The following is a 20118-nucleotide window of genomic DNA, read 5'->3' as shown; positions in this document are numbered from 1 at the left end:
AGTTATGCACTATAAAATTAGTCGTTAACTAAATCTCTTATTTAATTCAGCAACCACATTTTCTATTTTAGTATTTTTTTCTATTCTATCTAAAAATACAGGAGGTGCTTTTCTTTCTTTACAATTTTGAATAGCACAACGCTCACAAGTAACACCAACATCTTTGGTTATTATATTTTTATTCTCAACAAATTGTAATTTTCTAAGTAACTGTTTGTTTATTAATAAGCCAATGCTAATGCTTCTGTAGTGGTTTTCTCTAAAAGGATCTTTGGTGGCAGATGCTATTAATAAATATTTCATATTATCACTTGGGTAATTAGATATTTGCATATCAAAAACATGCTCTTTATTGTTGCTACTTATTTCTTTTAACACATTTAAAGAAACCCAGCGTCTGCAATAGTGTTCATTAGTTTCATTGGCACGAGGCGAGTGTTGGTGCGATAAATGTAACTCTTTTTTAAGGTGATATCTTTCACTTCCTGCTTTATGCGTAAAGCGTAAAAAGAATAAATTCTGAATATTAAACTCTTTAGGTAAAACGTTTGTTAAACGTTGGTAAAAAGATTCTGGTGATGCATTAAAGCATTCCATAGTTTTTAAGAAAAGAGAAGTGTCAAAAGTCTTTTTTTCAAAAACAGCTTGTAGCTTTTTGGTAATTAATGCTTTGGGGAGTATTAATGCTCCCGCAAAATACGAAGCATAAAAATTATTTAATACTTGATCAAAATTTTCAAATTTAATCCATGAAAAAGTATATAATCTGTCTTCTAATTTTAAATAATTATAAGCCAGTTCTTTGGCGTAAATAAAAGCACGTTGCGCATCATCCACCTCACTAGCTAATAGTAAGGTTTTGTTTTTGGGTATAAATACAGAACGTAAACTGTCTAAGCTTTTATGTTTATCTAATTCGTTATCATGTATAGTATATTTAAATTCTTCAACTAAAATTTCCTCTAATTCTGCTGAGGTTATTGGTTTGTTTAAATCTACTTGATAGGTTTTTGCAAAGGCTAGAACACTTGCTTCTAAATCATCAAAATAATTATTATTTGCTTCTTGAAAAGAACGAAGAGAAGCTAAGTAAAAACTCTCTTTGCTAAAGTTGTAGTATTGCGCAATCTCTATTATAGTGCTAATAAATGCATTTACTTTAGCTGGTGCATTGGCAACAATTTCAATTAAAGTACTTTCTTTAATACCAAATACTTCTAAGGGTATTTCTTTTAAAATTTTAGATTGTAAAATTTCACCAATAGGCGCTAAGTTTTTGTCTAATTTTAAAGACACCATATTGTCATAAGGTATGTCTAATTTTTCAGAAAGTATAGCAATTTTATCTGGTTTAGGGTATTTCTTTCCTTTTTCAATTTCATTTAAATAAGATTTTGATAAACCAGAAAGCTTAGATAAACCAAAAAGCGATAAATTCTTGTCTGTGCGTATTTGCTTGAGTTTCAAGCCAAATATGAGCTTTATATATTCTTCTTCCATAATTATAAAAACAAAGATACAAAATTTGCGAATAACGCAAAAAAAGCGAAAAATTAAAATTTAGCGAACGTTCGCTTGTTTATTAAAAAAGTTTGTTTTACTATTGTAGTGTAAAATTATAACAACATGGACAACACACTTTTAAAACAAACGAAATTTGAATTCGCAAAAGAGGTTAAAAATTATTATCCAGAAATTTTAACAGATAATGCTTTACTGTTTTTAACGGCTTTACATGAAAAATTTAACGCTAAAAGATTAGAGTTACTTAACAGAAGAGAACAAGAACAAGTGGTTTTTGATACAGGAAAATTTCCAGAGTTTCCTAGAGAAACAAAAAATATTAGAGAAGGAGATTGGAGTGCAGGAAGAATTCCTCTTGATATGCAAGACAGACGTGTAGAAATAACAGGTCCTGTAGATAGAAAAATGATTATTAATGCCTTAAACTCTGGAGCAAAAACGTTTATGGCAGATTTAGAAGATAGTAATGCACCTACCTGGAAAAACAGTATTGAAGGACAGCAAAACTTAATAGACGCTAATAATAAAACCATTTCTTTATATGATTCTAAAAAAGATAAATCATATCAACTAAACCCAAAAACAGCAGTATTATTAGTAAGACCAAGAGGTTTACATTTAAATGAAAGACATCTTCTTATTAATAATGAAGAAGCTTCAGGTAGTTTGGTAGATTTTGGTTTGTATGTTTTTCATAATGCTAAAACATTGCTTGAAAATGGCACAGCTCCATATTTTTACCTTCCAAAACTTGAGCATTATTTAGAAGCGCGCTGGTGGAATGAAGTTTTTGTTTTTGCACAAGATTATTTAAACATACCACAAGGTACCTTTAAAGCAACAGTATTAGTAGAAACAATTACTGCAAGTTTTCAGTTAGATGAAATCATTTACGAGCTTAAAGAACACATTGTAGGTTTAAATTGTGGTCGTTGGGATTATATTTTCTCTTACATTAAAAAATTTAGAAATCATCCAAATTTTATAGTTCCTAATCGTGATCAAGTAACCATGACGTCTCCTTTTATGGATGCCTATTCTAAACTGGTTATTCAACGTTGCCATAAAAGAGGAATTCTTGCTATTGGAGGAATGGCAGCCCAAATACCTATTAAAAATAATGAAGAAGCAAATGCTGCAGCTTTAGAAAAAGTAAGAAAAGATAAAGAACGTGAAGTTAAAAATGGGCATGATGGTACATGGGTTGCGCATCCAGATTTAGTAGCAGTTGCTATGGATGAATTTAACAAACACATGCCAACACCAAATCAATTAAACGTATTAAGAGAAGATGTACATATTACAGCTCAAGATTTGGTTGAAATGCCAAAAGGAACCATTACAGAAGCTGGAATTAGAAAAAACATTAATGTTGGTATTTTATACACCGAAGCTTGGTTAAGAGGTCATGGTGCTGTAGCTCTTTATAATTTAATGGAAGATGCTGCAACTGCAGAAATTTCTAGAACACAAGTGTGGCAATGGCTTAAAAATGAAGTACAACTTGAAGATGGAAACGTTTTTACTAAAGACTTATTTGCCAGTATTTTTGATAGTGAAGTAGAAAAAATAATTGCTATGATAGGAGAAGATAAAATTGAAAATACCAAGTTTGAACTAGCAATCAATTTATTTGAAAAGTTAGTAACACAAGAAAAGTTTGAAGAGTTTTTAACCCTTCCAGCGTACCAATACATTTAAAAAAAAATGTCTCGTAACTACTGCAATAGATTACGAGACGCAATTATCAAAATATAGAATAACCTTAATAATTAAATACAAAATTATGAAAAATTTAGCACAAAGCAATTATAGTTCTGCTTTAGAAACGGTAAGAAACCTTAAAGCAAAGTACGGAAATTCTTGGAATGCCATACATCCTGAAAGTGCAGCAAGAATGGTTGCTCAAAATCGTTTTAATACAGGATTAGATATTGCTAAATACACAGCTGCAATTATGCGTGAAGATATGGCTGCCTATGATGCAGACCATACCAATTATACACAATCGTTAGGTTGTTGGCATGGGTTTGTTGCGCAACAAAAAATGATTGCTGTAAAAAAACATCATAAAACTACAAGCAAAAGATATTTATACCTTTCTGGTTGGATGGTTGCTGCATTACGTTCAGAATTTGGTCCATTACCAGACCAATCTATGCACGAAAAAACAGCTGTACCAGGTTTAATAGCAGAGATTTATGATTTTTTACGCCAAGCAGATGCTATTGAGTTAAATGATTTGTTTAGAAGACTTGAAAATGGGGAAGATGTGCAAGATCAAATCGATAATTTTGAAACACATATAGTACCAATTATTGCAGATATTGATGCAGGTTTTGGTAATGAAGAAGCTACTTATTTATTATCTAAAAAAATGATTCAAGCAGGTGCTTGTGCTATTCAAATAGAAAATCAAGTGTCTGATGCTAAACAATGTGGTCATCAAGACGGAAAAGTAACGGTTCCGCATGAAGATTTTATAGCTAAACTAAATGCGGTGCGTTATGCATTTTTAGAATTAGGAGTAGAAGACGGAATTATTGTAGCAAGAACAGACTCTGAAGGTGCTGGATTAACTCAAAAACTACCTGTTAGTCAGGAACCAGGAGATTTAGCATCAAAATATTTAGCTTTTGTTGAAGCAGAAGAAATTGCTATTGATGCAGCTAAAGAAGATGATGTATTACTAAAACGTGATGGTAAACTAGTTAGACCTGTAAGATTACCAAACGGATTGTATAAATTTAAAGCTGGAACTAATATAGATCGTGTTGTTTTAGATTGTGTAACTAGTTTACAAAATGGAGCCGATTTACTTTGGATTGAAACACCTACACCAAATGTAAAACAAATTGCAAATATGGTAAACCGTATTAAAGAAACGGTTCCTAATGCCAAATTGGTGTATAATAATTCTCCTTCATTTAACTGGACATTAAACTTCCGTAATCAGGTATATGAAGAAATGCTTGCTGAAGGGGAAGATATGACTGCTTATGATAAAACTAATTTAATGGATGCGCAATACGATGCTACAGAATTATGTTATCGAGCAGACCAAAAAATAAAAACATTTCAATTAGATGGTGCAAAAGAAGCTGGAATTTTCCATCATTTAATAACTTTACCAACGTATCATACTACAGCTTTACATATGAATGATTTAACCAAAGGTTATTTTGGTGAAGATGGTATGTTGGCTTATGTAAAAGAAGTACAACGTCAAGAAATTAGAAAAGGAGTTTCTTGTGTAAAACACCAAAGAATGGCAGGGTCTGATCTTGGTGATGACCACAAAACATTCTTTGCAGGAGAAAAAGCATTAAAAGCAGGAGGTGAAAAAAATACTTCTAATCAATTTGAAATGAAACAAAAAGAGCAAGAGCGTGAGCTTGCTTTAGATAAATAATTTTAAAAAAAAAAGGCAACATCTTAGTATGTTGCCTTTTAAAATACAAATATTATAAAATGAAGGGAAGAAAATTATTGATGATTCCTGGTCCTATAGAGTTTGAACCAGATGTATTGCAAGCAATGTCTATGGCAACAACTAGCCATGTTGCTCCAGATTTTATTGAAGTTTTTGGTAATAGTTTAGAGTTAATGCGAGAAGTTTGGAAAGCGCCTAAAGGACAACCATTTATTGTTGCAGGAACAGGAACATTGGCTATGGATATGGCTATTACAAATCTTATAGAACCAGCAGATAATGTATTAGTAATTTCTTCGGGATATTTTGGTAAACGATTTCAAGATATTTTATCTCGTTATGGTGCAAATACCACTATTTTAGAAGCTCCAGTGGGAGAAGTTGTTCCTATTGAAGATATTGAGAAAGCCTTAAAAAATAAACCATACAAGGCTTTAACCATGACACATGTAGATACTTCTACGGGAGTATTGATAGATCCAAAACCGATAGCGAAATTGGCTAAAAAATATAATGTATTAAGTATTTTAGATGGAGTATGCTCGGTTGCAGGTGAAACTTTACAACAAGAGGAATGGGGAATTGATGTGGTGTTAACAGCATCTCAAAAAGCAGTAGGTGTTCCTCCTGGTCTTGCGCTTTTAATGGCATCAGAAAAAGCAATACAGGTTTGGCAAAACAGAAAAACTCCTGTATGTAATTATTATGCAGATTGGAGTAATTGGTTGCCAATAATGAAGGCATATGAAGCACGTAAACCTTCCTATTTTGGAACTCCAGCAGTAAATTTAGTTGTAGCATTAGAAACCAGTTTAAAAATTATTTGTAATGAAGGTATAGATAAACGTGTAAAAAGGCATCAAAAATTAGCAAGTGCTTTTAGAAAAGCAATAGCGGCGTTGCATCTAGAGATTTTACCAAAATCAAACAATATAGCAGCTAATACTTTAACAGCTGTTTTTTATCCAAAAGGAATCGATGGTACTGCATTACGCAGTAAAATAGCCAGTAGCAACGTAATCATTGCAGGAGGATTACTTTCAGAAATTAAAAATGATTATTTTAGAATTGGTCATATGGGATCTGTATCTGTAAATGACCTTTTAGCTGTATTGGGTGCTTTAGAGCGTGCGTTGATAGAACTAGAATATCCTATTGCGAATGGTGAAAGTTTACAGGTTTTTCTACAAGAACTTTAAAAAAATAATTAGTTACGTTCTTTAATTACAATACAGGTATTAGTACAGTAAAATAACATTAATTAAATGCGGAACTTAGTGTTGTTAGTTTAATATTATAAGGTGTTTTAGAACAAAAAAGCGCTTCTGTGTATAGAAGCGTCTTTTTTTTATAAAGGATATTCCATTTTGATATCGCAGCGTAAATATGGGCAACTAGGTTCTACAGGAACTTCAATAAAGCCAAATTTTCTATATATATAAATGGCATTTTCTAGTTTTTTGCTAGAATAGAGTAGTAGCCTTTTAAAATTTTGAGCTTTAGCGTAATCTAAACAGTGCTGCATTAATTTTTGGCCTATTTTAAATCCTCTAAAGTCTGGAGAAACAGCCATTTTAGTAAGTTCAAAAGTGCCTTTTTCTTGTATTGGCATTAAAGCAACTGTGCCAACCACTTTGTTTTCTAATAAGGCAAAGAAGATAAAACCTCCTTTGTGTATAATATATTTTTCTGGTTTGCTTAAAACTTCAGCATCATAAGGCTCAACTATAAAGTGTTTTTTTAACCATTCTATATTTAAGGTATAGAAATCTTTAGAGTATTCTTTGCAAAACGGAACGATTTTAATCTTCATTAGCTCTTATAAAATCGGTTATTAAATAGGTAATTAATTTACCAACCTGTGTATGGGTTTCAGGAGTTGGTGCAGCTTCACATATATGTAAATAGGTTGCGTTTTTGTGATTGGCAAAATTATAAATAAAACGTCTTGCTTTATTTACTGAAAATCCGCTAGGTGTCATTGCGCTACTTGGTGTGTTTTCAATAGCGTCACAATCTATTTCTATACCAAAAGGTTTGTCTGCAACATGCGTTAAAGCACGTTTTATTTCTGTTTTATATTTTAGTTTTTTTCTAATTACTATATCTTCAAAAGTATTGTAATCTATAGCTTTAAGTTTTTTTAAGGTGTTTAAAATGTTTTGCGAAGTATAGTTTTCTTGTAGCCCAAAAACAAAATAGTTTCTTAAAAAGCCTTCTGCGAAAGCGTAGCTAAAACCGTTACCACTATGTCTACCTTCCTCATCTCTAAAATCTGTGTGTGCATCAAAATTTACAGCATTAATAGGTGTGTTTAAAGCTAAAGAAGTACCTTTTATATTACCATACGCGTTATTATGGCCACCACCAATAATAATGGGTTTTTTTCCTGCTTTTACAATATCATGTACCAAACTAACCACATGTTTGTCTATTTTAGAAACTATTTTTCTAGCTTTTGCGATATCTTTTTTCTTGGTTTGGTCTAGCAGGTTCTTTTTTTCTTGCTCCTCTTTAAAGTCTAAATGACCAAGAATGAGTACTTTTTTTGCATAGGTATTTGTATTGCTTTGAATATTTAACAAAATTTTAAGTGCAGCCTCAAAAGCGTTGCAAGTTCCTGGTTTTCCGTAGTTTGCGAAAACGCCAACATCTTCTGGTAATCCAATTATTACATAAGTAACGTCTAAATTTTTAAGTTGTTCGTATATATTTGAAACAGAAGTTAACATAGTGATATGTTCTCCAAATTTTGACTCATTGGGTCTTTTGGTTAGTAAGCTATTTAGTGTAGTCTTGTTAAATAAAACTAATTTATTCATGTGCTAAAAAATATGTTTTTTGAGTAACTAAAAATACATTTTTTACTCTAAATAAGTATAAACTAATAATTAAATAAATATATTTGGTATAAGATTACGCTCTAAATTTAACCTTAAAACAAGTAATTATGACAGACAAAAAAAGTAATATAGGATTAAAAGTGGCATTAGGTATTGCATTGGTTTTATTTTTAGGAACTGGATTTTACACTTCTCAATTATATAAAGATAAAAAAGAGAATGAAGAGCAGCTAGTAAAGGAAAAGCAAATGGTTATGAATGACTTGAGTAATATGGCCAAGCAATACGATATTGCCATTGAAGAAAATGATATTTCAAATGAAAAATTGATTGAAGCTAAAGAACGTATTCAAAGTTTAATGGATTCTTTAAAAGTTTCTGAAAATAATATAGCTAGCTTATGGAAATACAAGCAGAAGTACTTGTCTTTACAAAAGGAAATGGATGTACTATTAGTTGAAAATGATAGATTAAAAGTAGAAAACCAATTGTTGGCAACATCTTTAGATAGTACTAAAGTTAGACTAGAACAACGTACTATGTTTACAGATTCTTTATTAGTACAAAATACAGCATTGGCAGAAGTTGTTGAAACAGCTGCTGTTTTAAATACAGTTGGCTTAAAAGGTTATGGTGTTATTGAGCGTAGTTCAGGAAAACTTATTCCTACAGAAAGAGCTAGACGTGTAGATAAAATTAGAGTATGCTATACTGTTGCTAAAAATAGCTTAGTACAAGCAGGAGATCAAGAATTATTTGTACAAGTAATAGACCCAGATAACAATACTTTAGGTGAGAATGCACAAATACAATTTGATGATAAAACTTTAAATTATAGTGTTATTAGTAAGTTTAATTACGAAAACAACTCTTTAGATGTTTGTGAGTTTGTAGAAGCAAGAGGTGATGATGATTTTGTAAAAGGACTTTATACTATAAATGTTTTTAATCAAACTGAATTAGTTTCTTCTAATGAGTTTACCTTAAAATAAGATAAAAAAATATATAAAAAGCCTGAAACTTTAATTGTTTCAGGCTTTTTTTTGTTTACTAGTAAAACATATGTTTACTAATATTTTGTTTCCATTGTTTTTGTCTTAAACATAATTTTAGTTTAACAAGAGCGTGTTGTTAGAGTATTGTACCATTAATAATTACAGTGTCTATATGGTTTTCACCAAAAGCATAAGGTAAATAATTGTAGCTAGGTATAGGGTTTGTAATAATTAAATTAGCTTTTTTACCTCTTGTAATGCTTCCGTATGTATTAGAAATTCCCATTGCATAAGCTCCATTTATAGTTGCGGCATTAATCGCTTCTTCAGGAGTCATTTTCATTTTTATACAAGCTGTACTTACTACAAAATTCATATTACCACTAGGAGTAGTACCAGGGTTATAGTCTGATGCTAAAGCTAGAGGTAGTCCAGCTTCTATAATTTTTCTAGCAGGTGTGTATGGAATACTAATAAAATAAGAGCAAGAAGGTAAAGCCACTGCAATTGTTTTACTGTTTTTTAAAGCTTCTATGTCTTCTTCTTTTAATTCTTCAAGGTGATCTACAGAAAGTGCATTGTGTTTTACACCTAGTGCAATACCACCAAAGGCATTAAATTGGTTTACGTGAATTTTAGGTGTTAAGCCGTGTTTTTTACCTGCAGTAAGTATACGATCTGTGTCTTCTAAACTAAAGTACCCTTTTTCGCAAAAAATATCTATATAATGTGCTAAATGTTCCTTTTCTATTTTAGGTAGCATGTTATTAATAATTAGGTCTAAATAGCCTTTTTTATTTTCTTTATATGCTTTTGGTATTGCATGAGCTCCTAAAAAAGTAGCTTTTACTTTTAAGGGAAATTCTTTCTTTATTCTTTTAATAACACGAAGCATTTTTAACTCTGCGTCAGTAGTTAACCCATATCCAGATTTAATTTCTATAGCTCCAGTACCAAGTTTCATTACTTGTTGTACTCTTTTAATAGACTGTTGGTATAAATCTTCTTCGCTGGTGTTTTGAAGGTTTTCTGCAGAATTTACAATTCCGCCACCACGATTTGCAATTTCTTCATAACTTAAACCATTGATTCTGTCTACAAATTCTTGTTCTCTGTTTCCTGCATATACTATATGTGTATGCGAATCGCACCAGGTAGGAAGTACTATTTTTCCTGTAGCATCAATTACTTGATCTGCGTCTAATGAGGTTAAATCACTCATGCTACCATAATCTACAATAGTATCATGTTTTATAAATAGGTATGCGTTTTTAATGGTTGGAAGTATTTTCATTTCACCTCCTGATACTTTTAAAACATTGGTATCTCTAACTTGAAGTAATTCTTTAATATTTGTAATTAATATAGTCATAGGTTGTTTTATTGTGCATAAATTTAGCAAAATAAAAAAGCGTTGACAATTTGCCAACGCTTTAAATTTTATAAATCAATACAATGTATTGTAAATTATTGTTTTACAAATTTGTATGTAGAATTGTAGTTGTTAAACTTAATAATATATACTCCATTGTTTAGATTTGAAACATCTAGTGCTTGATTTTGGTTTACAATTGCATTTAAAACTTGTTTACCTAAAACGTTATAAACAGAAACGTTTAAATCATCAGTGATGTTTCCTTTAAAATATAAACTGTTTTTTACAGGATTAGGATACATTGTAATTTCTTGTAAAGTATTATCTTCTACATCAAGCGTAATTAATTTGTTTTCAAACCAGTTTAAGTCATCTTGAAAATAAGAAACTGTGGCTATATCTAAATCTCCGTCATTATCAAAATCATTAATGGTCATACCATAAATAGTAGATTGTGTGTTATCTAAAGAAACCTCAGGTGCAAATCCACCAGTATTATTACTTTCAAACCATATAATATCATCATTTGTAACTCTACCATTAGTAACTAATAAGTCATTTTTAGTATCATTATCAAAATCGGCTACAGTAGCTAAAGATGTTCTGGTAATGCTAGTAGATATAGTTGTTTCGGTAAATGTAGTAGCTGTACCACTAGTATCTTTTGTGTAGTATGCAATGTTAGAGTTACCTGTACTTGGACTGTTGTCTGATTTTAAAATATCAAGCGTTCCATCATCATTAACATCTACAAATTCAATGTCAAATAAATAACCATTTCCTGAGCTTACCGTATTCATATATTTTGTAAAAGAAACAGTTCCTGCACCGCTAGGTAATAGGTTGTTATCATAAATTTCAATTGTACCAGCATCTGTATTAGCAATAACTGCATCTAAATCGCCATCACCATCATAATCTGCTAAGTCAATCGCTCCTGGGCCAGTTCCAGCTACAGATGTAATACTAAAAGGACCTGTAAAATTTCCTGATCCATCATTTGAAAACCAAAAGACATCACTTGAGCCATATGCTAAAACAACAACATCTAAAGTGTTTCCAGCATCAATATATCCTGTAGTGACAGATCCAGCACCAGAAATAAGAGATTGCCCTATAGTTTCAGCGTCAGCAAAAGTACCATCTCCATTATTAGCAAACCAAACTAGATTACTGTTTCCATAACTAGTAGCTAGAATATCATTACCGTTTATTCCGTCAAGATCTGCAATATGTACACCTTCAACATATAATAATGCTTCAGTTCCTGTAGCAGTTAAAGTTACTGCATTAGCAAAAGTACCATCACCATTATTTTTATACCATTCTACAGTGTTTCCACCATCAGTTCCAATAACAATATCTGGATAAGCATCATTATCTAATAAGCCAGAATCAATAGTGTAAGGATTGGCTCCTGTATTAGCATTAATAGTAACTTTTGATTCAAAAGTGGTTTGAGCAAATCCTATTGCACTTAAAGAAAGTAATGATAAACAAGTAAGTAATTTTTTTTTCATATTTTTTCATTTTAAAAAGTAAGCGCTTTAATTTAAAGCGCTTACTTATAGGTTAAGTTTGTTTTATTATTAATTAAATAGTGTTTTTTACTTTAGGCCTCCAACCATGTTTTCTGGTTTAACCCATGCATCATAATCTTCTGCAGTTACATAGCCAAGGTTTATAGCTTCTTCTTTAAGCGTAGTACCATTTTTGTGAGCTGTATTTGCAATTTCTGCGGCTTTATAATATCCTATTTTGGTATTTAAAGCAGTTACAAGCATTAAAGAATTGTTTAGTAGTTCTTTTATAACAGCGTGATTAGGTTCAATTCCGGAAGCGCAATTTTCTTCAAAACTTCTACAAGCATCACCAATTAGTTGCGCAGATTGTAATACGTTTGCAGCCATCATTGGTTTAAACACATTTAGTTCATAATGTCCTTGTGTACCACCAACAGTAACAGCAACGTCATTACCCATTACTTGGGCACAAACCATTGTTAGAGCTTCACATTGTGTAGGGTTTACTTTTCCTGGCATGATAGAACTTCCTGGTTCGTTAGCAGGAATAATAATTTCTCCAATACCAGAACGAGGACCAGAAGCCATCATACGTATATCATTAGCTATTTTATTTAAAGAAACTGCTAATTGTTTTAAAGCGCCATGTGTTTCCACTAAAGCATCGTGAGCAGCAAGTGCTTCAAATTTATTTGGAGCTGTAATAAATGGTAAACCGGTAAATTCTGCAATAAACTCACTAACTCGTTTTGCATATCCTTTAGGTGTATTTAAACCTGTACCTACAGCAGTACCACCAAGAGCAAGTTCGCTTAAATGCTCTAAAGTGCTATTTAAAGCTTTTAGACCATGATCTAATTGCGATACATAACCTGAAAATTCTTGACCAAGAGTAAGTGGTGTAGCATCCATTAAATGGGTTCTACCAATTTTAACAACGTCTTTAAATGCTTCTGATTTCTTTTTTAAAGTATCACGTAATTGTGTTACACCAGGAATAGTATTTTCTACTATTTTCTTGTAGGCAGCAATATGCATTCCTGTAGGAAAGGTGTCATTAGATGATTGCGATTTGTTTACATCGTCATTTGGTTGAATGGTTTTTTCGCCTTCGCCAATAACTTTGCCTGCAATTTGGTGTGCTCTATTAGCAATAACCTCATTTACGTTCATGTTACTTTGCGTACCAGAACCGGTTTGCCAAATTACTAAAGGAAATTGATCATCATGTTTTCCTGCTAGTATTTCATCACAAACTTGTGCAATGAGATCTCTTTTTTCAATAGCTAAAACACCTAACTCACAGTTAGTATATGCTGCAGCTTTTTTTAAATAAGCAAAACCATAAACAATTTCTAAAGGCATAGATGCTGGTGCACCAATTTTAAAGTTGTTTCTAGAGCGTTCTGTTTGTGCTCCCCAAAGTTTATCTGCAGGAACGTTTACGTTCCCCATTGTGTCTTTTTCTATTCTAAATTCCATAATCTTGAAGATAATTTTAACCCTGCGAATTTACGATTTTATGCTGTATTTTTTTAGACTTTTAAAGATTATTTGTAAGAATTTATTGTTGCTAATTGTTTGATTAATAGCTTAAGTTAAATATTTTTTTTAATAGAGAACTTACTATAAAAAATTTATTTAAAACATTATTATTTAATTAGCTGTTAGTTATTTTGTTTACTAATAAATTGCATTATATTTAATGTTTAACAAACCTTTTTAACCTAAAATGTCTTCCCTAAAATTGATTAATAGATTAAAGTATTTTATTGTTGTTGTAATTATTTTAATAATTGGCGCTTTTTTGTTGCATAAATTATTAAGTAATTATACTGCTTTTGAAAGACAAAAAATTGAAGCCCAATTACAGAACGCTCATAACAATAAAATAATAAGGGCTAAAGCTGCTATTGATGTTTATGCAACTTTAGTATCTTCTATTAAAAGTTACACTATAAATACTAGTTCGTTTCCTACAGAAAAAAAATTACAGAAATACTTAAATGATTTATTACAGGAAATTAAGTTTAAAGATTCTATTCTTATTAATTATATAAATACCGATCATGTATTTCAATATGTTGTAACCCCTACAGAATTAGATCCTAAAAAATTAAAAGGCATTTCTGTTAAAGCATTTAGAAGTAAAGAAGTAATTGATGAATTAGATAGTCTGATGCAAACTTCAAACATTAAACTCTTTTCTCCAGTTAATTTACGAGAAGGATGGGCAGGCTTTCCTTTTAATTTTTCTGCTATTAATGAAAAAAATGAAGTGATTGGTTATATGTCACCTATTTTGAATGTAAAATATTTGCTTGACTATTTTTATACTAATAATAGTCAAGATACTTATGTTCATAAATTTCTAGTAAATGATTCTTTAGATTTAACTAGAGAGGCTATTTATAACAACACAGAAATATATAATAAAGCAAGAGATAAAGAATATTATAAAAATTTTAATATTGAAGAATCTGATTTTATTTACACAAATATTCAGCTGTTTGGGTTAAATTTAAAAGTAGGGAGTGCTTATAAAAATAAGCCTTTGATAAATACTAATATTAATGCAATAGCATATATCTGGTATGTTTTATTGTCTTTTATGGTGCTTATTTCGAGACGACAATATTTCAAAATTAGAGTTTTGAATAGAGATTTAAAACAGGTAAATAATATTGTTTCAGATAAAAATAAAGAGTTAGAATCTAGTCTATATAAAATTGAAACCTTGATTAAAGAAATTCATCATAGAATAAAAAATAATATGCAAATGGTGGCAGGTATTTTACTATTGCAGGAAGAAGAGTATGATGATGAAAATATTAAAAAAGCTTTACGGGATAGTCAAAATAGAATACAATCTATGTCTTTGGTTCATGAAAAATTATATAATAATACCACTTTAAAGGAAGTTAAAATCAAAGACTATGTGGTGCAACTTATTGATTTTGTTGAAGATACTATAAAAAACAAAACAATGCAGTTGCGTAAATTAATAAGCATTAATGAAGCTATAATTTTTGATGCGGATACTACGTCTAATTTGGGGCTAATAATAAATGAATTAATAACAAATTCTTTTAAGTATGCGTTTAAAACGGATCAAGAAAATAGTTTAAGTATAGAGATAGTTAAAGAGGGTGCATTTTATAAACTTACCTATAAAGATAATGGAGCAGGCTTGCCAGATGATTTTAATATAAAAAAATCAGAGTCCTTAGGTATGCAATTGATTGATATACTAACAGAGCAATTAAGTGGCTCATTGGAGTATACTAAGAAACCGGAAAGTACTTTTACTATTTATTTTAAACCTTTAATAGAAAGTTTATCGAGCTAAACCTAATTAGTTTTAATTATTCTGCGTATAATTTTGTAAATTAAATTGCATAAAAAAACACTTTGGTATATATTTGCAATATCAATAAAATAAGACACCAATAAATTATGTTTGAATTTGACCAATACTTAGGCTTTTTAGCATTCTTAACCATTTTAACTATAGGATTCTGGTTAATGATATTTTTATTAACTTTTGTTATTCCTTACTGGATTGGTGGTTCTTTAATGGAATTTTTAAAAGAAAAGAGAGACGAGAAAAAAGCAGCGCGTAACGCATAAGCTTTATTTATTATATTTAAAAGGGAAACGTAATACGTTTCCCTTTTTTTGTTTAGTATGGTTTGTAACCCAATTTGTTTTTTAAGTTGTTATAAAAAAAATAGCTCCTTCCTTTAAAAGAGAGGAGCTTATTTTAATTATTTAGTTTATTTAAATTACATATTATCCTTCAAATTCTTCATCGCCACCGTTTCCTCTTGAGCCTCTGTCATTTTTCTTTTGTTGATTAAATCTATAGGTAAAAGATAGGTTGAAACTACGTTCTCTCCATTGAAATTCACTAGTGCTATAAAAAGTATCTGTGTTAGTATCCATAATACGTTTTCTAGAATTAAATACATCGCTAACATTAAAAGCAATAGATGCTTTTTCATTAAATAAATCTTTACTAAATGCTACATTGGTAGAGAAAACACCTTCACGTTTGTTTTGTGCGTCTGCAGTAGGACCAGAATAATTCATGCTCGTTTGCCATTCTATATCAGCAGGTAGTGTGTATTTAGTGTTTAATCTTGCGTACCAACTTGTGTTTTCGTTTCCTAAATCATCTCCATTAGGATCTACTCCTTCGGTTTTAGATTTAAAGACATTAAAGTTTGCACTTGTATTAAATTTTCTTGAAGGTCTGTACATAACAGTAAACTCAAAACCATATCTATCTTCGCTAGCAAGGTTAATTGGTGTTCTTTGTATAACAGACACTTGTTCACCATCAACATCTACTGTTTCTCCAGTATCAAAACTTATAAAGTTAAAAACGTCTGTTGCATGTTGGTAGTATGCTGATGAGTTAAGTGTTACTTTTCCAAAACGGTTTATATACCCAAGATCAAAAGTACCAGAGTAGCTAGGGTCTAAATCTGGATTTCCTTGAAAAACACTAGAAACACTAGAACGAGAAGGGAAAGGGTTTATATATCTAGAGCGCGGTCTACGTAAACGTCTGCTATATCCTAGTGTTAAGCTTTCTGCATCTGATAATTCATAATTTAAATTTACTGTAGGAAATAAACCTGTATAATCTTTTTTACTAAAATCACCACTTGAAGGTTGGTCTATAGTAATTCTTGTATTTTCAAGACGTAAACCTAATAAGTATGAAAATTTACCATGTTTACTTCCGTATTGTGAATACACAGCATTTACATATTCTTTATAGTTTAATATATTTGAAAGGTCACTATCTACATAAAATGTATTGGTATCATCTAAAAATTCTACTACATAGTCTGTAGTTAGATTGTTAAAATTACCACGATAGCCTAATTCAAACTGTGCGTTTTCACCAATTGGTAATACATAATCTCCTTGTAGTAAGATGCGTTCTTGCTCTTCAAGAGTTCCTACTTTTTCGCTTAATATATCATTTACTTCTACTAGAGAGTTTTCGTCTTCTGTACTGTCTTCGTATTGAAAATCGAAAGTAAGTTTGTGTCCACTAGTTTCAAAGTTTTTTGTGAAATTAGCAGCATATTGTATGGTTTTGTCATCTTCTAATTCTGGATCAAAACGAGAGCTAGAACTAGTTAAGGTGTTATTAATGTCGTATTGCAATAAACTATTTGTAGTATTACTTTCATTATTATTATCGCTATAAAAAATAGAAGTAGTTAATGATGCAGAATCATTAATGTACCATTCTACACCAAGATTTGTATTAAAGCCTTTTCTAATTCTGTCATAATCTTTAGTTTCTTTAATACTTGTACCTGAGTCTTTATAAGTTGTATTGGTATAAGAATTTCCTGGTGATTCTCTGTAATTATAGGCAGTAGTATTAAATATATTTACATTTCCTGTTCTGTAATTTATATTACCAGAAATTCCTGCGGAAGGATTGTAGCCAGCATTAGTAGTTATGGCACCATTTAAGCCTTGTAATTTGCTTCTTCTTAAAATAATATTTAAAATACCTGCTGTACCTTCAGAGTCATATCTTGCAGAAGGTGATGTTATAACTTCTACTTTTTCAATAGATTCAGCTGGTAATTGACGCAATGCATCTGTAGAGTTTAAACCTACTAAACCAGAAGGTTTACCATTAATTAAAATACGTACATTTTCTTGTCCACGAAGGGATACGTTACCTTCAACATCTACAGCAACAGAAGGTACGTTATCAAGAACATCACTAACAGTACCACCACGAACAGTAAGGTCTTTACCAACGTTGTATATTTTTTTATCTAATTTTATTTCAACAGTTGTTCGTTCTGCAATAACTAAAACTTCACCTAAAGATTCTGTGTCTTCACTAAGAAATAATTGGCCTAAGTTAGTGTCTTTAGTAAGATTTTGATTAGGAATAGTTTTTGTGCCAAAACCAATAAACTCTATAGATATATCATAAAGACCAACAGTAACAGGAATATTAAAGTTTCCTTTTTCATCAGTAATTCCACCTGTAATCATTCTGTTTTCTTTTTTACTAAAAAAGGCAACAGTAGCATATTCTAGAGGTTGAAGCGTTTCTTGTTCTAAAATACTTCCTGTAATTTTTATTTCCTTTTGCGCAAAAGAATTTAAGGTGAAAAATGAAATGCAAAGGAATGCGAATAATTGTTTAGTCATAATTAGTTTTTTGCTTAGGACAGCAAATGTAAAACAAGGTTTAAATGGGTTTGGTTAAAAGTTTGTTAAAGAAATAATTTTAACTTTTAAAATTGAAAAAAACAACATTTCAGATAGTTGATTCCTTTTTTTAATATTTAAATGAGAGGTTAAGAGGTTGTAATAGAGTGTTTTGTTTGTGTTGCAAATATAGTTTGTAGCTTAGACTAAAATGTTTAAATAAAAAAAAAAGTTTCAAAACATTTTAGTTTTGAAACTTTAAAAATTAGCTAGCAATAAGGCTTAATATTTTATCAGGAGGATTGCAAATGGCTGCTTTATCTCCATTTATTACTATTGGTATTTTTATGAGACTAGGAAACTCTGTCATCATTTTTATGTATTCTATATCTTCAAAATCATCAACATTAGTGACTAAATCTTGGTAATGATCTTTCCAAATAGTGGCTTCTGTTCTAATTAATTGAATGGGTTTAATATTTAAAAGCCTAACAATTCTTTTTAGTTTTCTTTCTGTTAAAGGGTTGTCAATATGTCTTATAACTTTATGTCTTTTTTTAATTTTTTTTAAAATATTGAGACACTCAATTGAATCTGAAGATTCAGGGTTGTGATAAATTAAAATCATAGGTAGCTTTAGGTTTGGGGATTGTTTGGGGATTGTTTATGTTATGTTATTAAATCTAATATTAATTCTGGAGGACGACCAATAACTGCTTTGTCTCCTTTAATAACAATAGGTCTTTCTATTAATTTGGGGTATTTAGCCATAGCATCAATAATTTGGGTGTTTGATAACGTTTTACCTTTATATTTTTCTTTCCAGACTGCTTCGTTTTTTCTAATTAAATCTATTGGCTTGATATTCAGTAGGTTGATTGTTTTTTTTAGCTCAGCAGAATCCGGAACGCTTTCAAGATAATTAATTATTTCAAATTCTTGACCAGAATTTTTTAAAATTTCTAGTCCACTGCGAGATTTACTACATCTATTATTATGGTATATGGTAATCATATAGTTTTAATTATAAATTATTATTATTATCTGTTGTTTGTTGTCCCATCTTCATTAAATATGCTTTTAAAAAGCTACCAATATCTCCATCCATAACGGCATCAACATTACCTGTTTCATGAGCAGATCTAACATCTTTTACTAATTTATAAGGGTGCATTACATAATTTCTTATTTGGCTTCCCCATTCAATTTTCATTTTTCCGGCCTCTATATCTTCTCGTTGCGACATTTGTTTTTGCAATTCAATTTCATACAATTGCGACTTTAGCATTTGAAGTGCTCTAGCACGATTATCATGTTGAGAACGCGTTTCTGAGCAAGATATTTGAATTCCTGTAGGTTTATGTGTTAGCTGTACTTTAGTTTCTACTTTATTTACGTTTTGCCCTCCAGCACCACTAGATCTAGCAGTAACAATTTCTATATCTGCAGGATTTATTTCAATTTCAATAGTATCATCTACTAAAGGATAAACGTATACAGAGGCAAAACTAGTATGGCGTTTTGCATTACTATCAAAAGGAGATATACGTACTAATCTATGTACACCATTTTCTCCTTTAAGCCAACCAAAAGCAAAGTCTCCTTCAATTTCTAGAGTTACTGTTTTAATTCCTGCAACATCACCTTCTTGGTAGTTTAGTTCTTTAACTTTATAACCATTTTTTTCGGCATACATTAAATACATACGCATAAGCATACTTGCCCAATCACAACTTTCTGTACCTCCAGCTCCAGCAGTAATTTGTAAAACAGCACTAAGGCTGTCTCCTTCTTCAGAAAGCATGTTTTTAAATTCTAAATCTTCAATAACATTAGTTGCTTTTTCAAATCTGGTTTCTACATCTTCTAAAGAGGCTTCCTCTTCTTTATAGAATTCATAAATTACCTCAAGATCTTCTACTAAGGTTTTTGCTGTATCATAATCTGAAACCCACTTTTTCTTTTCTCTAAGAGATTTCATAACTATTTCTGCAGCTTTAGAGTCATTCCAGAAATTAGGATCAAAAGTTTGCTCTTCTTCGTTTTGTATTTCTATTAACTTAGCATCTAAGTCAAAGATATTGTCTTAGCGAACCTAGACGTGTATTAAGATCTTTAATTTGATCTGTAGTTATCATAATAAAGTGAATTTTTAACAAAAATAAAATTTAATACTATGTAGGAAAATATAAATTGATTTAATTTTACAGGAGTTATTAAATAT

The 20118-nt window shown here is 30.6% G+C and carries 16 protein-coding genes; 6 read left to right on the top strand and 10 right to left on the bottom strand.

What is annotated here, in order from left to right; translation table 11 throughout:
* Positions 1–24: 24 nt before the first annotated feature.
* Positions 25–1500 (bottom strand): helix-turn-helix domain-containing protein, encoded by a 1476-nt coding sequence (locus KO494_RS04155; RefSeq protein WP_215966340.1) that lies wholly within the window; start codon positions 1498–1500, stop codon positions 25–27.
* Positions 1501–1626: 126 nt separating this feature from the next.
* On the opposite strand from KO494_RS04155, the gene aceB reads away from it, so the two are divergent.
* From aceB to KO494_RS04140, 3 genes are all read left to right on the top strand, one after another.
* On the top strand, positions 1627–3225 hold the full coding sequence (gene aceB, locus KO494_RS04150; RefSeq protein WP_215966339.1) for a malate synthase A: 1599 nt from the start codon (positions 1627–1629) through the stop codon (positions 3223–3225).
* Positions 3226–3310: 85 nt separating this feature from the next.
* Positions 3311–4936: an isocitrate lyase gene (locus KO494_RS04145; RefSeq protein ID WP_215966338.1), complete on the top strand. Its 1626-nt coding sequence runs from the start codon at positions 3311–3313 to the stop codon at positions 4934–4936.
* A gap of 59 nt (positions 4937–4995) precedes the next feature.
* A complete protein-coding gene (locus KO494_RS04140; protein WP_215966337.1) occupies positions 4996–6156 on the top strand; it encodes an alanine--glyoxylate aminotransferase family protein in 1161 nt (386 codons plus the stop codon).
* Positions 6157–6305: 149 nt separating this feature from the next.
* On the opposite strand, the gene KO494_RS04135 is transcribed toward KO494_RS04140, so the two are convergent.
* Together KO494_RS04135 and KO494_RS04130 are read right to left on the bottom strand one after the other, a co-directional pair.
* Positions 6306–6770, bottom strand: a complete 465-nt coding sequence (locus KO494_RS04135; protein WP_215966336.1) for a GNAT family N-acetyltransferase — start codon at positions 6768–6770, stop codon at positions 6306–6308.
* Positions 6760–7779 (bottom strand): formimidoylglutamase, encoded by a 1020-nt coding sequence (locus KO494_RS04130; protein ID WP_215966335.1) that lies wholly within the window; start codon positions 7777–7779, stop codon positions 6760–6762. Before KO494_RS04130 ends, KO494_RS04135 begins: the two co-directional genes overlap by 11 nt.
* Before the next feature lie 128 nt (positions 7780–7907).
* Between KO494_RS04130 and KO494_RS04125 the strand changes: the two genes are divergently transcribed.
* Entirely contained in the window at positions 7908–8792 is an 885-nt protein-coding gene (locus KO494_RS04125; protein WP_215966334.1) for a chromosome partitioning protein ParA, read from the top strand.
* Positions 8793–8931: 139 nt separating this feature from the next.
* Here the strand turns inward: KO494_RS04125 and hutI are convergent, their stop codons facing one another.
* From hutI to fumC, 3 genes are all read right to left on the bottom strand, one after another.
* Entirely contained in the window at positions 8932–10167 is a 1236-nt protein-coding gene (hutI, locus tag KO494_RS04120) for an imidazolonepropionase (protein WP_215966333.1), read from the bottom strand.
* Positions 10168–10262: 95 nt separating this feature from the next.
* A complete protein-coding gene (locus KO494_RS04115; protein WP_215966332.1) occupies positions 10263–11690 on the bottom strand; it encodes a T9SS type A sorting domain-containing protein in 1428 nt (475 codons plus the stop codon).
* Between the two features lie 87 nt (positions 11691–11777).
* Positions 11778–13175 carry a class II fumarate hydratase gene (fumC, locus tag KO494_RS04110; RefSeq protein ID WP_215966331.1) on the bottom strand — a complete coding sequence of 466 codons (1398 nt, stop codon included), beginning with the start codon at positions 13173–13175 and terminating at the stop codon, positions 11778–11780.
* 250 nt (positions 13176–13425) lie between these two features.
* Here fumC and KO494_RS04105 point away from each other — a divergent pair, with 250 nt between their 5' ends.
* Both KO494_RS04105 and KO494_RS04100 read left to right on the top strand, forming a co-directional pair.
* Complete coding sequence (locus KO494_RS04105) at positions 13426–15042, top strand: sensor histidine kinase (RefSeq protein WP_215966330.1); 1617 nt, start codon at positions 13426–13428, stop codon at positions 15040–15042.
* A 107-nt stretch (positions 15043–15149) separates the two neighbouring features.
* Positions 15150–15323, top strand: coding sequence for a hypothetical protein (locus KO494_RS04100; protein WP_215966329.1), 174 nt, complete (start codon positions 15150–15152; stop codon positions 15321–15323).
* A 162-nt stretch (positions 15324–15485) separates the two neighbouring features.
* Here the strand turns inward: KO494_RS04100 and KO494_RS04095 are convergent, their stop codons facing one another.
* From KO494_RS04095 to prfB, 4 genes are all read right to left on the bottom strand, one after another.
* The gene (locus KO494_RS04095) at positions 15486–17894 is read right to left on the bottom strand and encodes a TonB-dependent receptor domain-containing protein (RefSeq protein ID WP_215966328.1); all 2409 of its coding nucleotides are present in this window, start codon (positions 17892–17894) and stop codon (positions 15486–15488) included.
* Positions 17895–18159: 265 nt separating this feature from the next.
* On the bottom strand, positions 18160–18522 hold the full coding sequence (locus tag KO494_RS04090; RefSeq protein ID WP_215966327.1) for an ArsC/Spx/MgsR family protein: 363 nt from the start codon (positions 18520–18522) through the stop codon (positions 18160–18162).
* A gap of 41 nt (positions 18523–18563) precedes the next feature.
* Complete coding sequence (gene arsC / locus KO494_RS04085; protein ID WP_215966326.1) at positions 18564–18908, bottom strand: arsenate reductase (glutaredoxin); 345 nt, start codon at positions 18906–18908, stop codon at positions 18564–18566.
* A 10-nt stretch (positions 18909–18918) separates the two neighbouring features.
* Positions 18919–20032, bottom strand: a protein-coding gene (gene prfB / locus KO494_RS04080; protein WP_215966325.1) for a peptide chain release factor 2 whose coding sequence is annotated in 2 segments (ribosomal slippage) — positions 18919–19968 and positions 19970–20032 — 1113 coding nt in all. Because the reading frame shifts where the segments join, the coding sequence is not laid out codon by codon here.
* Between the last annotated feature and the right edge of the window lie 86 nt (positions 20033–20118).

Source organism: Lacinutrix sp. C3R15 (assembly GCF_018860825.1).
Taxonomy (GTDB): domain Bacteria; phylum Bacteroidota; class Bacteroidia; order Flavobacteriales; family Flavobacteriaceae; genus Oceanihabitans.
The sequence above is the reverse complement of the archived record's forward strand: the minus strand, read 5'-3'. Positions and strand labels throughout refer to the sequence as shown.

Coding starts and splice junctions, on each gene's coding strand:
- KO494_RS04155 (WP_215966340.1), bottom strand. CDS start 1,500: ATGGAAGAAGAATATATAAAGCTCATATTTGGCTTGAAACTCAAGCAA.
- aceB (WP_215966339.1), top strand. CDS start 1,627: ATGGACAACACACTTTTAAAACAAACGAAATTTGAATTCGCAAAAGAG.
- KO494_RS04145 (WP_215966338.1), top strand. CDS start 3,311: ATGAAAAATTTAGCACAAAGCAATTATAGTTCTGCTTTAGAAACGGTA.
- KO494_RS04140 (WP_215966337.1), top strand. CDS start 4,996: ATGAAGGGAAGAAAATTATTGATGATTCCTGGTCCTATAGAGTTTGAA.
- KO494_RS04135 (WP_215966336.1), bottom strand. CDS start 6,770: ATGAAGATTAAAATCGTTCCGTTTTGCAAAGAATACTCTAAAGATTTC.
- KO494_RS04130 (WP_215966335.1), bottom strand. CDS start 7,779: ATGAATAAATTAGTTTTATTTAACAAGACTACACTAAATAGCTTACTA.
- KO494_RS04125 (WP_215966334.1), top strand. CDS start 7,908: ATGACAGACAAAAAAAGTAATATAGGATTAAAAGTGGCATTAGGTATT.
- hutI (WP_215966333.1), bottom strand. CDS start 10,167: ATGACTATATTAATTACAAATATTAAAGAATTACTTCAAGTTAGAGAT.
- KO494_RS04115 (WP_215966332.1), bottom strand. CDS start 11,690: ATGAAAAAAAAATTACTTACTTGTTTATCATTACTTTCTTTAAGTGCA.
- fumC (WP_215966331.1), bottom strand. CDS start 13,175: ATGGAATTTAGAATAGAAAAAGACACAATGGGGAACGTAAACGTTCCT.
- KO494_RS04105 (WP_215966330.1), top strand. CDS start 13,426: ATGTCTTCCCTAAAATTGATTAATAGATTAAAGTATTTTATTGTTGTT.
- KO494_RS04100 (WP_215966329.1), top strand. CDS start 15,150: ATGTTTGAATTTGACCAATACTTAGGCTTTTTAGCATTCTTAACCATT.
- KO494_RS04095 (WP_215966328.1), bottom strand. CDS start 17,894: ATGACTAAACAATTATTCGCATTCCTTTGCATTTCATTTTTCACCTTA.
- KO494_RS04090 (WP_215966327.1), bottom strand. CDS start 18,522: ATGATTTTAATTTATCACAACCCTGAATCTTCAGATTCAATTGAGTGT.
- arsC (WP_215966326.1), bottom strand. CDS start 18,908: ATGATTACCATATACCATAATAATAGATGTAGTAAATCTCGCAGTGGA.